The sequence below is a fragment of the Microbacterium suwonense genome, from assembly GCF_030296555.1.
Taxonomy (GTDB): domain Bacteria; phylum Actinomycetota; class Actinomycetes; order Actinomycetales; family Microbacteriaceae; genus Microbacterium; species Microbacterium suwonense.
Window position 1 is genome coordinate 1,249,299 of record NZ_AP027728.1, and the last position, 15,119, is coordinate 1,264,417.

A 15,119-nucleotide genomic window follows, 5' to 3' on the forward strand; every position below is an offset into this window, starting at 1 on the left:
GATGCAGCTCGGTCACAGTACGGCGAACGAGCTCGCCCGCCACCGGGAGTCCAGCCCCTCCAGGCGCACTGCGACGGCTCTGGTGCGCCCGGGACCGACCACCACGATCACCGCTTCGACGACGCCGTCGGCGGGCTCGGTGACCCGGATGGACAGGATCTGGAAGTTCGGACGCGCCGGGGCGATGCCGCGCGCTGCGCGCGCGGGCAGAGAGATTCGCACGCGTGGCCAGAGCACGGAAGGCGTCTTCGCTGAGCCAGCGTGCGAGCTGATCGACCTTGCGGACCCCGGCGAGGACCTCCAGCGCGCCGTTTGTCAGGCTGCGCAGCAGCGGAATCGGATCGGGAAGACTCTGCGTCGAAGTCGGCTGCGGTGCGAAATACTCTGTCAACGTCGTCATTCCGCGATCCCCCGGGCCGTGGCTTCTCAATCATCCATGAAATCCGTATCGAACTCCCCAGCAGTACAGCACGATGACGCCGCCGGCGAAAGGCATCGACGCGAATCTGTGGATAACTCGCGCGGCACCAGTGCTCGGTCGCCTACCCTCGGTCAGGTGGAATGGGATCATCTCTTCGAGGACCTGGAGGGCCAGCTGGCGGCCGAATGGGACGCTGAGCGCGCCGCCCTGGATGCCGAGTCCGAACGACTGCGCATCGCCAAGCTGACGATGCGCGACCGGCTGCTGATCATGGCGGCCGGATCGGCCCGGTTGTCGCTCGAGCTGTCTAATGGTGAGCGGTGGGATTGCCGGATGCGGGTGATCGGGGCGGACTGGATCGGCGTCTGCGCGCACTCCGATCCTCGCCTGCGGGTCGTGCCGCTGAGCGCCGTCGCGGCGATCGCCGTCGACCATGGCACGCTGCTCGGATCGCTGGAGCAGACCGTGGCGCCCGCTGCGGACGGGAACACGCTGCGCGAGCGGATGACCCTCGGCTTCGTCCTACGCGACCTCGCGCGTCGGCGCACGACGGTGACGCTCGCCCGGCACGGCGCCGATCCGCAGCACGGAACGATCGATCGGGCCGGAGCCGATCACCTCGATCTCGCGCTGCACGAGGCGGGTGAGCCTCGTCGGGCGCGCTCGGTGCGAGGGTTCCAGCTCATCCCCTTCGACACGGTGTGCTGGGTGCGCCTGGACAGCGGCGGCTCGGCCGCCGCCTGAGCCAGAGAGAGCCGGTGCAGGGCGACGACAGGATCAACCGCGACGACAGGATCGACCGCGACGACAGGATCGACCGCGACGACAGGTCAGTCGCGACGGTAGGGCGTCGTTCCCCACAGCTCAGGAAAGCTCGCCTCGTTCGCCTGGCGCCAGAGCGCCTTGCGCCTGGCGTCCTCGGACTGCTCCGCGAGGTAGTCGGCCAGGCTGGCCTCCTCGATCCGCCAGCGCGGCGGGGCGCCCAGCTGCGAGCCGCGCAGGCGTCCTCGTGCACGAGGTCGATGACTTCATCGACCTCGATGCTCAGCAGCTCGGCGACCTGCGCAGGAGCGAGGAAGCGAGGCGCCATATCGGATGCTTCGGGCATGCGTTCATTCTCCCCTGTCCCGGCGCTCCGCGCCCGCTGAGAATCTCCCTGTGGATAACTTTCCGGACGCGATCGCAGAATCTGTGACGATGTGTGCATGACGTCCTCCCGTGCCCGCCGTCCGTTCTTCGGCGATCTCCGGTTCCTGATCGGTCTCGTCCTCGTCGTCGTCTCCGTCGCCGGAGTATGGCTGCTGATCTCGTCGTCTCGACAGACGACGCCGGTGCTGCAGGCCACGCACACGGTGCTTCCCGGTGAGACGATCAGCTCCGCGGACTTCCAGGTGGTCGAGGTCGGTCTCGCCGGCCTCGCCGACGCCTATCTGGCCCCGCAGGACCTGCAAGACGACGCGGTCGCCACCAGAACGCTGCCGAAGGGAGAGCTGGTCCCCTCTCGAGCATCGGGGACGACGCCGAGCTGCGCACGACCACGGTGGTCGTCAGCAGCACCGCGATCCCCGCGGGTGTGGGGCCGGGAAGCGCCGTCGAGCTGTGGCACGCGCCGCTGCTCGAGGACGGACGCACACCGGATGCTCCGCGCGTTCTCGTCGGCGATGCCGTGATCGCGCGCGTCGCCGAAGCAGACGGCATGCTCAGCCAGAGCAGGACGGATGTGGAGGTGGTGATCGATCGCGCGGATGTCGCCGATGTGCTCGCCGCCATCACCGGCGGCTCGGCGATCTCGATCATCCCCGCCGGAGCGGGATCATGACCTCGGTGATCCTCTGCGCCGCCGACGAGGACGCCGCGATGCTGGCATCCGATCTGGAGCTGGAGGGCGTCGGCGTGCGCCGCGTGGATGCGTCGGAGCTCCCTGGGCTCGACCTGGACGGCGTGGACGCGCTGCTGATCGCACCCACGCGGGCGACATTGACCGCCGAACTCATCGGTGCGTGCGATCGGGCCGGCGTGCGAGTGCTTCCGGTCGGATCCGCCGACTCGCGGATCGCCACGCGCTTCGGTCTACCCGCACCCCTTGCATACGCCACACCTGCCAGCGAGGTGCTGCGGGTGCTCGCCGCCGGCACCATCACCGCGCAACCGGCTTCAGGGCCCCGTCCGCGCGTCATCGCCGTGTGGGGCCCACACGGCGCCCCGGGGCGGACGACGATCGCCATTCAGCTCGCTGTCGAGCTCTGCAGGGCGGGCCGACACACGGCGCTGGTCGACGCCGACAGCGTTGCGCCCTCGATCTCGCTGCAGCTCGGCCTCAGCGACGATGCGCCGGGCCTTGCCGCAGCATGCCGACGTGCGGAGCTCGGCAGCCTGGACGTCGCCGAGCTGTCACGGCTGTCGACTGCGGTGGAGACCTCCGCGGGGACGGTGGAGGTGCTCAGCGGCCTCAATCGCCCCAGTCGCTGGCCGGAGCTCGGAGCCGCTCGAGTGCGAACCACGTTGAGCACGAGCCGTTCCTGGGTGGATGAGACCGTGGTCGATGTGTCCGCCGACTTCGATGCCGACGATGACGCGCTCGACCCGGGTGCTCCTGCCCGCCATGCGGCAGCGGCGGCGACCCTGCTGGAGGCCGATGCCGTCGTGGCCGTGCTCTCCGCCGATCCGCTGGGAGTGAGCCGCTTCGTCCGCGGGCATGCCGAGCTGCGTCATCTGCTGGGCGCGACGCCGGTCACCGTCGTCGCGAACCGGGTGCGGCCCGGTCCACTGGGGATCGATGCCCGCGGGCAGATCCGCCGCACGCTCGATCGCTTCGCCGGTGTCGATGACGTGGCGTTCGTCCCGGAGGATCAGCGTGCGGCGGATGCGGCAGCGCTGCACGCGCGTGCGATCGCCGACGTCTCACCGCGTTCGCCGCTGGTCGCGGCAGTGCGGCGGGTGGCGGCGAGCCTCGACGTGCGGACGGATGTCACTGCCGGTAGCTCGCGAGGAAGTTCCCGAGCCGCTCGACGGCTTCGCTGAGCACCCGTGCTTCGGGAAGCGTCACGACACGCAGATGGTCAGGTCGCGGCCAGTTGAATCCGGTGCCCTGCACCAGCAGGATCTTCTCCGATACGAGCAGATCGTAGACCAGCCTGCCGTCGTCGCGGATCTCGTGCACCTCCGGGTCCAATCGTGGGAAGGCGTACAGCGCTCCCTCGGGCTTGACGCAGCTGACTCCCGGGATGGCGTCCAGGCCCTTCCAGGCGATGTCCCGCTGCTCGTGCAGCCGGCCCGATGGCGCGATCAGCGCCTCGATGGACTGCACTCCACCCAGCGCCGCCTGCACGGCGTGCTGTGCCGGGACGTTCGGGCACAGCCGCGTGGAGGCCAGCAGGGTGATGCCCTCCAGGAACCCCGTGGCGTGCCCCTTCGGCCCGGTGATCACCAGCCAGCCCGACCGGTAGCCGGCCACCCGGTAGGTCTTGGACAGTCCGTTGAAGGTCAGGCAGAGCAGGTCGGGCGCGAGGGTCGCGGTGGGGATGTGCGCAGCGTCGTCGAAGAGGATCCGGTCGTAGATCTCGTCTGAGAGCAGCAGCAGCTGGTTCTCGCGCGCGATCTGCACGATCCCCTCGAGCACCTCACGCGAGTACACCGCCCCGGTGGGGTTGTTCGGGTTGATGATCACGATGGCCTTGGTCTGCGGCGTCACCTTGGCCCGCAGGTCGTCGAGGTCGGGCTGCCAGCCGTCGTCCTCGTCGCACAGGTAGTGCACCGGCGTTCCGCCGGCGAGCGAGGTCATCGCCGTCCACAGCGGGTAGTCGGGTGCGGGGATGAGCACCTCGTCGCCCTCATCGAGCAGCGCCTGCATGACCATCGTGATCAGCTCGGAGACGCCGTTGCCCAGATACACGTCGTCCGGGTCGACGTGCGGGAACCCCGGAGTCTCCTCGTAGCGGCTGACCACCGCTCGACGCGCCGAGATGATGCCCTTGCTGTCGCTGTAGCCATGAGCCGTCGGCAGGGCGGCGAGCATGTCGCGGACGATCTGATGGGGTGCCTCGAACCCGAACGTTGCCGGGTTGCCGGTGTTCAGCTTGAGGATCTGGTGGCCCTCCGCCTCAAGACGCGCCGCCTCGATGAGTGCCTTGCCGCGGATCTCGTAGAGGACGTTCTTGAGCTTGGACGACTGGTCCAGGGTGCGGCGGGTCATCTCACAACATTACCGTCAGTGGCGGAGCGTCCCATCCACCGGCCAAGACGTGCGCAAAGCCGGTCCCCGCAATGGGAACCGGCCTTGCATCATCGATTACTTCTTCTTGCGGTTCTGCGCGCGGCGCTGCTCGCGGTTGCCGGCAGGCGGCTGCTCGGCATCCGTCTTCTGACCGAATGCACCGCGTGCGGCGGGAGCGTCCTCGGCGGGCGCACCGCCCTGCGTAGCCTTGCGCAGCCGTGCGGTCGCCGCCTGCTGCACCTGACCACGCTCGTTGCGCACCTCGACGTCGCCGGAGTCGTTCGGGGCGGAGTACTCGAGCTTCTGCTCGGGCTGCGCGTCGACCAGGCCCTTCGCCTCGACCTCGGGCTGGTCATCGCCGGCACGGCGCACCTCGACCTCGAGGTTGTAGAGGTAGCCGACCGACTCCTCCTTGATCTGGCCCATCATGGACTGGAACATCGCGTAGCCCTCGCGCTGGTACTCGATGAGCGGGTCGCGCTGCGCCATCGCGCGCAGGCCGATGCCGTCCTTGAGATAGTCCATCTCGTACAGGTGGTCGCGCCAGCGCCGGTCCAGAACCTGCAGTACGACGCGACGCTCCAGCTCGCGGGTGGCCGCCTCGCCGAGGGACTCCTCGCGCTTCTCGTAAGCGATCAGCGCATCGGAGAGCAGCTCGCGCTTGAGCCCTTCCGCGATGATGCCGCGCCGGTCCGCGGCTTCGGCGACAACCTCGTCGATGGTGACGTTCACCGGGTAGAGCGTCTTCAGCTCGGTCCACAGCGCATCGAAATCCCAGCTCTCGGTGTGACCCTCGCTGGTGTGGTCGTCGACCACGCCGCTGATGGCGTCCTCGATGAAGTGGCGCACGCGGTCGGCGATGTCATCGCCGTGCAGGATCTGACGGCGGTCGGCGTAGATGGCCTCGCGCTGACGGTTGAGGACATCGTCGTACTTCAGCACGTTCTTGCGCATCTCGGCGTTGCGCGCCTCGACCTGCGACTGCGCGCTGCGGATGGCCCGGCTGACCAGCCCGGATTCGATCGGCACGTCGTCGGGGAAGTTCGTGCGCGCGAGGATCGCCTCGGCCGCACCCGACTGGAACAGCCGCATGAGGTCGTCGGTGAGGCTGAGGTAGAAGCGGCTCTCACCGGGGTCTCCCTGACGGCCGGAGCGCCCGCGCAGCTGGTTGTCGATGCGGCGCGACTCGTGCCGCTCGGTGCCGAGCACGTACAGGCCGCCGGCTTCGGTGACCTTGACGCTGTCCTCGGCGACCTTCTTCTTCATCGCCTCGTAGGCGTCGTCCCACGCCGCCTCGTACTCCTCCGGTGTCTCCTCGGGGTCCAGACCCCGCGACTTGAGCTCCTGCACGGCGAGGAACTCGGCGTTGCCGCCGAGCATGATGTCGGTGCCTCGACCGGCCATGTTCGTGGCCACGGTGACGGCACCGAGCTTTCCGGCGAGTGCCACGATCTCGGCCTCACGCGCGTGGTTCTTGGCGTTGAGCACCTCGTGCTTCACACCCTTCTTGGCCAGCAGGCGCGAGAGGTACTCGCTCTTCTCGACGCTGACCGTTCCCACCAGCACCGGCTGACCGGCGGCGTGCCGCTCGGCGATGTCCTCGACGACCTGGGCGAACTTGGCCTGCTCGTTCTTGTACACCAGGTCGGGCTGGTCCTTGCGGATCATCGGCTTGTTGGTCGGGATGGGCACGACGCCGAGGTTGTAGGTCGACATGAACTCGGCCGCCTCGGTCTCGGCCGTTCCGGTCATGCCGGCGAGCTTGTCGTACAGCCGGAAGTAGTTCTGCAGCGTCACCGTGGCCAGCGTCTGGTTCTCGGCCTTGACGGGCACGTTCTCCTTGGCCTCGATGGCCTGGTGGATGCCCTCGTTGTACCGACGCCCGACCAGGATGCGACCGGTGTGCTCGTCGACGATCATGACCTCGTCGTTCATCACGACGTAGTCGGTGTCGCGCTTGAACAGCGCGATCGCCTTGATCGAGTTGTTCAGGAACGAGATCAGCGGCGTGTTGGCCGATTCGTAGAGGTTCTCGATGCCGAGGTAGTCCTCGACCTTCTCGATGCCGGGCTCGAGCACGCCGACGGTGCGCTTCTTCTCGTCGACCTCGTAGTCGACGCCGGCCTCCAGCGTGCGCGCGATCTTCGCGAACTCGGTGAACCAGCGGTTGGCCTCGCCCGAGGAGGGGCCCGAGATGATCAGCGGGGTGCGGGCCTCGTCGATGAGGATCGAGTCGACCTCGTCGACGATCGCGTAGAAGTGCTCGCGCTGGACGAGGTCTTCCTTGCGCCAGGCCATGTTGTCGCGCAGGTAGTCGAAGCCGAACTCGTTGTTGGTGCCGTAGGTGATGTCGGCGGCGTACTGCTGGCGGCGCACCTCGGGGTCTGGCCGGAGACGATCGTGCCGGTGGTCATGCCCAGTGCGCGGTGTACGCGGCCCATCAGCTCGGACTGGTACGACGCGAGGAAGTCGTTGACCGTGATGATGTGCACGCCCTTGCCTGCGATGGCGTTGAGGTACGAGGGGAAGGCCGCGACGAGGGTCTTGCCCTCACCGGTCTTCATCTCGGCGATGTTGCCATTGTGCAGGGCCGCACCGCCCATGATCTGCACATCGTAGGCGCGCATGCCGAGCGTGCGGCGGGCGGCCTCGCGGACCGCGGCGAACGCCTCGGGCAGCAGCTGGTCGAGGGTCTCGCCCTTCTCGTAGCGGGAGCGCAGCTCGGCGGTCTCACCCCGCAGCTCCTCATCGGTGAGCTTCTCGAAGTCGTCTTCCAGCGCGTTCACGGCCTTCACGACCTGCCGGAGCCTGCGGAGGATGCGTCCTTCGCCCGCTCGCAGCATCTTCTCGAGAGGATTCGCCACGGATGTCTCCCTTGGTTTTCGGGTGCCGACGAGGGTCGCCGCCGGACATACCGTGCCATGTTACCGGCCTGTGACTCGCACGCGCTGTACGTGGGAGGGGATCGGGAACGCTGAGCGCGAACGGACACGCCGGATAGGCGATGTTTCACGATTCATTTCCCGATATGCATATACTCGGAAACGCAATACCGGGAAATCTGATCATGGTCGATCCGATCCCCGGCCGACGCGAGAGAAGAGATCACATGTCCGTCCGTCAGAGTCTGCTCGCCATCCTCGACCAGGGCCCCTGCTACGGCTACCAGCTTCGTGCCGAGTTCGACCGCCGCACCGGCTCGACCTGGCCGCTGAACGTCGGCCAGATCTACAACACCCTCGAGCGCCTCGAGCGCGACGGCCTGGTCGAGAAGGGCGAGGTCAACGAGCAGGGTCACGTCTACTACGAGATCACGGATGCCGGGCGGGCGGAGGTGCGGGAATGGCTGGGCTCCCCGTCTCACGCAGCGCCGGCACCCGCGACGAGCTGCCGATCAAGCTGGCGCTGGCCGCGACGCTGCCCGGAGTGGACGTCGAGGCGATCGTGCAACGACAGCGCAAGGCCTCCCTCGCGGCGCTGCAGGAGCTGCGCCGGGTGCAGTTCGCCGGCGCGGCGGGCGGGGAGGAGCTCGCCTGGCAGCTGGTGGCGGATTCCCTCATCTTCCAGGCGGAGGCCGAGGTGCGCTGGCTCGACCACGTGGAGTCGCGGCTCAAGCGGCACGCCCCGCAGACGCTGGATCTGGAGATCAGCACACAGACGCCGCGACGGGGCCGACCGCCGCGCGCCGAGGCAGCTTCGGCCGCCGCGACGTCGGGGGCGGCATCATGAAGCGCGCGGAGTACCGTGCGGCGCGGTCCGGCGAGCGCGCGGCCCGGCACCAGGCTCCAGAGACGGACGATCGGCAGCGGGATGCCCGCGACCCGGTGCTGCAGCTGATCGGCGTCTCACAGCACTACGGGCACGGGGCATCGTCGGTGTCGGCGCTGGCCGGCGTGGATCTGAGCGTGCATCCGGGCGAGCTGGTGGCGGTGATGGGCCCGTCGGGATCGGGGAAGTCCACGCTGCTCGCGATGGCCGGAGGGCTGGCCACACCGACCGCAGGTGAGGTCGTGGTCGAGGGCACTTACCTCTCGTCGCTGGATCCGAACGGCATCGCCCGACTGCGACGCAGGTCGCTCGGATACGTCTTCCAGGACTTCAACCTCATCCCCACGCTCACCGCGATCGAGAACGTCTCTCTGCCGCTCGAGCTGGACGGGCTCCCCGCCGAGCGATACGCCGCGCCGCACAGGACGCCCTGACGGGCGTCGGGCTCGCCGAGCGGCTGGAGGTGTACCCCGACGATCTCTCCGGTGGACAGCAGCAGCGAGTGGCGATCGCGCGAGCCATCGTCGGCGCGCGGCGACTGATCCTCGCCGATGAGCCCACCGGCGCGCTGGACTCGGAGACCGGCGAGGTGGTGATGCAGGTGATCCGTCAGCGCGTGGATGCCGGAGCAGCCGGCATCCTGGTCACGCACGAGCCCCGGCACGCGTCCTGGGCCGACCGCATCCTGTTCCTGCGCGACGGTCGCGTGATCGATGAGTCGGCGCGCGAGAACGCCGATGCTCTGCTGAGCGGCGCACGGTGATGTTCCGCGACACGAGGGGCGGTGGCGCATCGCGCTGGCGGGTCGCAGCGCGACTGGCGAGACGGCAAGCCTGGCGGGCGCGGGGTTCGAGCCTGTTGATCACGCTGCTGATAGCGCTTCCCGTCGCGGGACTGGTGACGGCCGCGACGCTGACGACCAGCACGATCCCGACACCCGAGCAGGTGCTGGATGCACAGCTGGGCAGCACACAGACCCGGGTGCAGATCGTCAGTGGCCCGGACCCGAGCCTGATCCAGTCGCCGGTGGCTCCGGACTGGTGGCAGGTCGACCGGGATCAAGCCACCGGCGAGCCGGACAATCCCGTTCAGGACCCGCTGCAGGACGTGACCGACCTGCTGCCGCCCGGTGCCGAGACCCTACGGATCCAGCCCGCCACGATCATCGCCCGCACAGCGGCCGGCGTCGCATCCATGGCCGCGCTGGTCGGACCGGCCGGCGACCCCTCCTTCGCGGGGCGCTACGACATCGCGCAGGGGCGGGCCGCAGCATCCGATGACGAGGCACTGGTGACGCGCTCCGCGCTGGAGAGCATCGGCGAGAAGGTCGGCGGCACGCTCGAGTTGCAGAACCCGACCCGTGAGTTCACCATCGTCGGCGTCATCGACATCGTCGATCAGCCCGACTCCACCCGCACCGTGGTGCTTCCGGATGCCGAGCCGAGCGAGATGATCGACAACCCCACCTGGTACCTGCCCGATACGGCACTGACCTGGGAGCAGATCCGAGCGCTCAACGCGCAGGGCGTGACCGCGCTGTCGCGTCCGGTGGCGTTGGAGCCGCCGGTGACCGGTACCCGGGTGGATGAGGCTCGATTGGTGAACCCGGAGGCGACGCTGGGCAGCATCCTGATGATCGGCGGGGTCATCTTCGCGTTCGTGGCGTATCAGATCGTGCTGCTGGCCGGGGCGGCCTTCAGCGTGAGCGCACGGCGGCAGCAGCGTGCGCTTGCGATGGCTGCGAGCGTCGGCTCGACCAGGCGCGATCTGTCGCGCATCGTCATGCTGCAGGGGCTGGTGCTGGGCGGTGCGGGCGCCCTGCTGGGTGTGATCCTCGGGCTCGGCGGGGCGTGGGTCGCCATGCGGATGCTGGATGACGGCAACCGCACCGTGTACTGGGGCTATTCGGCGGTGCCGTGGCTCGTCGCGGCGATCGCCGCCCTCGCGGTGATCGTCGGCACGGCATCCGCCATGCTGCCTGCCCGTGCGGCAGCCAAGGTCGACGTGCTCGCCATGCTGCGCGGCGGTCGCAGGCCGCAGACCGTGCGTCGTTCACGCCCGGTCTGGGGCATCGCCCTCATGCTGCTGGGCGTCGGGACCAGCATCGCGGCTGTCGCGGGGCTGCTGTGGGTGCGCAGTGCCCTGGTCAGCTCCGACGACATCCGTGCGATCGCCTCGTACGTCGGCGTGTTCGCCGGCCCGGTGATCGTGCAGGTCGGCGTGATCGTGAGCGGGCACTGGCTGCTCACGAAGCTGGTGCGCCCGCTGTCGCGCCTGGGGCTCGCACCGCGGCTGGCGATCCGCGATGCCGCAGCCAACGGCACCCGCTCGGCCGCCGCGCTCGGATCGATCGGCGCGGCAGTCATGATCGCGACGTTCGCCGTGTCGGTGGTCGGGATGACGGTGGGAGCGCAGGGGTACGACTACACGGCAGCCGCACCTCGGGGAACGATGACCATGGAGGTGTTCGGAGAGAGCGGCGACCCGGAATCCCCCATCGTGTCCCGGGCCAAGGCTGTTCTCGACGCGCAGTCGCCCACGGCCGACGCGCGGCTGCTCATGCCGCTGAACGAAGCCGACCTGATGGCGCTGGAGCTTCCGGATGCGGAAGTCGCCATGCCGGTCTCACCCGAAGAGATCATCTGCCGCGGGGACGGATCCTCACGGCGCGATGCGGAGTGCGAACACCGACTGGGTGCCCTCACCGGGCTGCGTGTCACCACACCGGAGTCGCTGCCGGTGCTGCTCGGAACCGCCGACGTCGCGGATGCTCAGCGGGTGCTGCGCGACGGCGGCGCCGTAGTACTGGATCGGAGCCTACTGCACGACGGCCGGCTCGTGATCGGATTCTGGAACGCGCGGAAGGCGTACGACGCAGGCGGGACGATGCACTGGTCGGGTGAGACCTCCGTGGCTCTCGGCGAGGGCGCGGCCGTCGCCCAGGATGAGCCGGATCATCAAGAGACGCTCGATACGGTGCTCATCGACGTCCCAGAGCGTTACCGGTACTCGGCTCTGCTCTCGGAGCAGACGGCCGAGCGGCTCGGCATCCGGGTGGGCTCCCTCACACTGGTCGGCGCCTTCGAGCAGCCGGCCGATCAACAGATGGTCGAGCGCATCAACGCCGCGGCCGGGTTCGAAGCCGGCTTCTATGTGCGGGCCGAGACCGGCCCGCCGAGCCCGGTGGTGGGCATCCTGCTGCTGCTGGCCGCCACCGGCATCCTCATGCTGGGCACCAGCGCGATCGTGCTGGGACTGGCCCGCATCGACGGGGCCGCCGACGACGCGACCCTCGCCGCTGTCGGGGCGACGCCCGGGCTGCGCCGCGGGATCTCGTTCTGGCAGGGATCGATCATCGCCCTGCTCGGCTCCGTGACCGGAGCGGCCATCGGCCTGCTGCCGGTGTGGGGTCTCCTCGCGACCGAGCAGGGCTACTACCGCCCGGAATCCATCCCGTGGTGGGCGATCGGCACGATCGCCGTGGGCCTGCCGCTGCTGGTCGCTGCGGTCAACGCCATCACGTCACGCCGACGCCCGGTCGTCACCCGCCGCACTGCGATCGCCTGAGCATCCGGATCGCCGCCCCTGCTGAGCATCCTCGCCCCCGCTGATTCACGTGACTGAGCGGGGGCGGCGGCGACAGGCAGAGGCGGCGACAGGGATGACGCGCGCGCCACTGTTCGCGGAAGACTCGTCGGATGCACAGCGCTGTCAGGGACTCGCGAAAGTAGGATCGGAAGCATGGCCGGTTTCTGGGGCAGACGCAAACGTGAAGAAGAGGCGCTCGCTGCGCAGGATGCTGATCTCGCCCGGCGCGCCGAGCAGGCGCTGGTGGCCGCGGACGAGCGCATCCGCACCACCTCCGACGAGCTGGCCTTCGCGCAGGCCGAGCTCGGCGACGCACTGACCGCCGATCTGAAGGCGGCGCTGACCGCGGTGCGCACGCACCTGCGCGAGGCGTTCCAGCTGCACCAGCTGAACCACGACGAGATCCCCGACACGCCTGAAGAACTGCGCACCCGCAACGCGCGAATCGTGCAGCTGTGCGACTGGGCCGAGAACCTGCTGGATGAGAAGACCGGCGACATCGCCGAGAACGTCGCGAAGGTGCGCCGCGCACCCGAGGTGATCGCACAGGTGCGCAGGGATGCCGAGGCGCTGGGCGCCCACATCCCCCAGGCGCGGGAGACGATCGCGCGCCTCGCGGCACGCTACGCCGAGACGGCCACGCGCCGCATCGCATCGTCCGCCGATGAGGCGGACCAGCTGGTCGCGTTCGCCACGCACGGTGCCGATGTGTCGGAGCGCCGACGTGCAGCGAAGCGGAACGAAGAGGCGAATCTCGCACTGGAGACGGCCACGGAGGCCGTGCGCCGGGCGGCCGCGATACTCGACGCCGTCGACGACTTCGAGATCCAGGCGCTGCGCGCAGAGGCGACCCTGGCGGATGTCGTGGCCGACTCTCGCGGAGACATCGTCGCCGCACGCACCGCGCCGCAGACCCCCGAGGTGACCGCTGCGACGTCAGCGCTGGAGGCCGCGCTGAATGCACTGGCGCCGGCCGGCACCCTGAACGACCCGTTCGCTGAGCTCACCCAGCTGCGCGCGGCCAACAGCGCGCTGGACGCCGCCATCGCCAAGGCGCAGTACCGCATGCAGCATCCGCTCCCCTCCTCGACCAGGTGCAGCATGCGCTGGACGATGCCGACCGTCAGCTGGGCGTGGCGCGCGGGCTGATCTCGGGGCACCGCGGCTGGATCGGAGCGGATGCCCGCACCCGACTCGCCGAGGCCGAGCGCCTGCGCGTGGACGTGCCGGCGATGCTGCCCGCAGAGGACACCCGCGAACAGGCGCTGACCTCCGCTCGCCGCGTGGCGCACCTCGCCGCCGAGGCCCTGCAGCTCGCGCAGCACGACATCGACTCGTCACGCCCGCAGGATCAGGGCTGGGGCGGCGACGGCTGGGGCGGAGGCCGCCGTGGTGGCGGCGGGAACATCGTCAGCGGCGTGCTCGGCGGTCTGGTGATCGGCAGCATCCTGGACGGCATCTTCGACTGACTGCGTCACCGCATCCCGAACCCGATGCACTCCCGATGCATTTTGGGGGCCGACACGCCAGATGTCGGATGGTTTCGCTGGATCGGTCCGACATCTGGCGTGTCGGCCGTCATTTCGGAACGGCGGCCCGAGCCGGGGCCCGCGGCAGACGCGACGAGGCGCCCTCCGGCGGGAGGGCGCCTCGTTCAGTGCGGGGTCAGGATGCCATGGCCTCCGCAGGCGGGGCCTGCGTGGTCAGCGAGATCACGCCGTAGTCCCATCCCTTGCGCCGATAGACGACGCTCGGGTGGTCGGTGCGCACGTCGACGAACAGGAAGAAGTCGTGCCCGACCAGCTCCATGCGGTCGACGGCCTCCTCGACGGTCATCCATTCCGCATCGAAGTTCTTCGTGCGGATGACCACGGGCGAGTACGACTCCTCGTCCTCCTCCACCACGGGGATCGTTCCGGTTGCGACGGCCTGCAGCACGTCGACGGATGCCGGCTGCACATCGATCCCGGTCAGGGCACCGCTGCCCTTCTCGAAGTGCGGGCCTCGCGCATGGTTGCGCCCGTCGATGCGCTTCTCCTTCGCGCGGCGCAGCTGCTCGGTGAGCTTGTCGAGCGCCATGTCCAGAGCGGTGAACTTGTCGCCGTCGACGGCCTCCGCGCGCACGACGGGCCCCTTTCCGAGGAGCGTGAGCTCCACGGTCTCATCGGGAATCCGACCGTTGCGATAGGCGCGGTGCGTGACCTTGACCTCGAGTCGGAGCGCTCGCGGCGCGAGCGTCTGGATACGCGCTGTCTTCTCCTCGACAACCGTCCGGAACCGATCGGAGATGCTCACCCCGACACCGACGATGCTCGTTTCCATCACTGCCTCCTTGTCCCGGTCCTCCCGGCCAAGGGCGGACCGTGGTCGCCTTGTGACCCCCTACGCTAGTCCCCGCGAACGGACATGTCACTATCCACCGACCGCGAGTTCGCGCGTGTCGCGACGGCCGGGCGTGGCGGCGAGCGCGACAGCGCACTGCGGACGGAATCCGGCGGCCCGCAGCGCCCTGGCCGCCTCGTCCAGGGTGGCCCCTGTAGTGACCACATCATCGACGATCACCACCTCCCGTCCACCGCCGTCCACTCCCCTCGCACGCAGACTCCCTGCGACGTTCCGTGCACGCGCCGTGCGATCCAGACCGCGCTGATCCTGCGTGCGCCGGCTCTGGCGCAGCATCCGATCGGCGTGGAACCCGGCCCGCCGGATCAGCAGCTCGGGCACGCGATAGCCGCGCCGCCGGAAGGCGGGCCGGCTCGTGGGCACTGGCACGATCAGTGCGCCGCGCGGAACACGCGTGCGGAGCACGGTCGACAGTGCCGTGCCCAGCGGACGGGCGAGCATGGTCGCGCCCTCCTCCTTGACACGACGGATGCTGCGCGCGACGACCCCCTCGTAGGTCAAGGCGGCGTGCACCGTCAGTCCACCCGGCGTCGTGGTGGCGATCGGGTCGGCGAGCAGCATCCGCCGGCAGTCCGCGCACAGCAGGGTGCCGGTGCGGTCGCATCCGGGGCAGACGGATGCCAGCAGCAGCGCCAGCGCCTCCTCGGCCACCGCGATCATCCTGCCTGCATCCATCCGACGATCCTCGCGCATCGGCAACGCCGAACGGCGCGCCATCACGGCATC

At 69.3% G+C, this 15,119-nt stretch carries 10 protein-coding genes and 4 pseudogenes; 9 read left to right on the plus strand and 5 right to left on the minus strand.

Translation table 11 applies throughout. The annotated features are described in order from the left end of the window. Positions 1 to 12: 12 nt before the first annotated feature. Positions 13 to 400: pseudogene (locus QUE33_RS06380) on the minus strand (Rv3235 family protein). Positions 401 to 556: 156 nt separating this feature from the next. Here QUE33_RS06380 and QUE33_RS06385 point away from each other — a divergent pair. The 4 genes from QUE33_RS06385 to QUE33_RS06405 all read left to right on the plus strand — a co-directional run bounded on the left by QUE33_RS06385 (position 557) and on the right by QUE33_RS06405 (position 3,442). Continuing rightward, positions 557 to 1,165 (plus strand): hypothetical protein, encoded by a 609-nt coding sequence (locus tag QUE33_RS06385; RefSeq protein ID WP_286302600.1) that lies wholly within the window; start codon positions 557 to 559, stop codon positions 1,163 to 1,165. A 461-nt stretch (positions 1,166 to 1,626) separates the two neighbouring features. Beyond that, the gene (locus QUE33_RS06395; protein ID WP_286302601.1) at positions 1,627 to 2,091 is read left to right on the plus strand and encodes an SAF domain-containing protein; all 465 of its coding nucleotides are present in this window, start codon (positions 1,627 to 1,629) and stop codon (positions 2,089 to 2,091) included. Further along, the gene (locus QUE33_RS06400) at positions 2,088 to 2,240 is read left to right on the plus strand and encodes a hypothetical protein (RefSeq protein WP_286302603.1); all 153 of its coding nucleotides are present in this window, start codon (positions 2,088 to 2,090) and stop codon (positions 2,238 to 2,240) included. The genes QUE33_RS06395 and QUE33_RS06400 overlap by 4 nt, the downstream gene beginning before the upstream one ends. Continuing rightward, positions 2,237 to 3,442 carry a CpaE/TadZ family protein gene (locus tag QUE33_RS06405; protein ID WP_286302604.1) on the plus strand — a complete coding sequence of 402 codons (1,206 nt, stop codon included), beginning with the start codon at positions 2,237 to 2,239 and terminating at the stop codon, positions 3,440 to 3,442. The genes QUE33_RS06400 and QUE33_RS06405 overlap by 4 nt, the downstream gene beginning before the upstream one ends. Here the strand turns inward: QUE33_RS06405 and QUE33_RS06410 are convergent. Both QUE33_RS06410 and secA read right to left on the minus strand, forming a co-directional pair. Beyond that, positions 3,390 to 4,613 carry a pyridoxal phosphate-dependent aminotransferase gene (locus tag QUE33_RS06410; RefSeq protein ID WP_286302605.1) on the minus strand — a complete coding sequence of 408 codons (1,224 nt, stop codon included), beginning with the start codon at positions 4,611 to 4,613 and terminating at the stop codon, positions 3,390 to 3,392. The genes QUE33_RS06405 and QUE33_RS06410 overlap by 53 nt on opposite strands. A 96-nt stretch (positions 4,614 to 4,709) precedes the next feature. Next, positions 4,710 to 7,498, minus strand: a pseudogene (secA, locus tag QUE33_RS06415) (preprotein translocase subunit SecA). Positions 7,499 to 7,743: 245 nt separating this feature from the next. On the opposite strand from secA, the pseudogene QUE33_RS06420 reads away from it, so the two are divergent. The 5 genes and pseudogenes from QUE33_RS06420 (at position 7,744) to QUE33_RS16085 (ending at position 13,459) form a co-directional block, all read left to right on the plus strand. Further along, a pseudogene (locus QUE33_RS06420) lies at positions 7,744 to 8,363 on the plus strand (PadR family transcriptional regulator). 203 nt (positions 8,364 to 8,566) lie between these two features. Further along, positions 8,567 to 9,165: pseudogene (locus QUE33_RS06425) on the plus strand (ABC transporter ATP-binding protein). Beyond that, positions 9,165 to 11,969, plus strand: a complete 2,805-nt coding sequence (locus QUE33_RS06430) for an FtsX-like permease family protein (RefSeq protein ID WP_350226553.1) — start codon at positions 9,165 to 9,167, stop codon at positions 11,967 to 11,969. Before QUE33_RS06425 ends, QUE33_RS06430 begins: the two are co-directional and overlap by 1 nt. A gap of 174 nt (positions 11,970 to 12,143) precedes the next feature. After that, positions 12,144 to 13,139 (plus strand): hypothetical protein, encoded by a 996-nt coding sequence (locus QUE33_RS06435; RefSeq protein ID WP_350226521.1) that lies wholly within the window; start codon positions 12,144 to 12,146, stop codon positions 13,137 to 13,139. Further along, positions 13,085 to 13,459 (plus strand): hypothetical protein, encoded by a 375-nt coding sequence (locus tag QUE33_RS16085; RefSeq protein WP_350226522.1) that lies wholly within the window; start codon positions 13,085 to 13,087, stop codon positions 13,457 to 13,459. The genes QUE33_RS06435 and QUE33_RS16085 overlap by 55 nt, the downstream gene beginning before the upstream one ends. A 196-nt stretch (positions 13,460 to 13,655) precedes the next feature. Here the strand turns inward: QUE33_RS16085 and hpf are convergent, their stop codons facing one another. Next, entirely contained in the window at positions 13,656 to 14,312 is a 657-nt protein-coding gene (gene hpf / locus QUE33_RS06440) for a ribosome hibernation-promoting factor, HPF/YfiA family (protein WP_286302607.1), read from the minus strand. Positions 14,313 to 14,402: 90 nt separating this feature from the next. Continuing rightward, positions 14,403 to 15,068 (minus strand): ComF family protein, encoded by a 666-nt coding sequence (locus QUE33_RS06445; RefSeq protein WP_286302608.1) that lies wholly within the window; start codon positions 15,066 to 15,068, stop codon positions 14,403 to 14,405. Between the last annotated feature and the right edge of the window lie 51 nt (positions 15,069 to 15,119).

What these genes read in the sequence shown, in the direction of transcription:
- QUE33_RS06395 (WP_286302601.1), top strand. Translation starts at nt 1,627, where the DNA reads ATGACGTCCTCCCGTGCCCGCCGTCCGTTCTTCGGCGATCTCCGGTTC.
- QUE33_RS06405 (WP_286302604.1), top strand. Translation starts at nt 2,237, where the DNA reads ATGACCTCGGTGATCCTCTGCGCCGCCGACGAGGACGCCGCGATGCTG.
- QUE33_RS06410 (WP_286302605.1), bottom strand. Translation starts at nt 4,613, where the DNA reads ATGACCCGCCGCACCCTGGACCAGTCGTCCAAGCTCAAGAACGTCCTC.
- QUE33_RS06430 (WP_350226553.1), top strand. Translation starts at nt 9,165, where the DNA reads ATGTTCCGCGACACGAGGGGCGGTGGCGCATCGCGCTGGCGGGTCGCA.
- QUE33_RS06435 (WP_350226521.1), top strand. Translation starts at nt 12,144, where the DNA reads ATGGCCGGTTTCTGGGGCAGACGCAAACGTGAAGAAGAGGCGCTCGCT.
- hpf (WP_286302607.1), bottom strand. Translation starts at nt 14,312, where the DNA reads ATGGAAACGAGCATCGTCGGTGTCGGGGTGAGCATCTCCGATCGGTTC.
- QUE33_RS06445 (WP_286302608.1), bottom strand. Translation starts at nt 15,068, where the DNA reads ATGGATGCAGGCAGGATGATCGCGGTGGCCGAGGAGGCGCTGGCGCTG.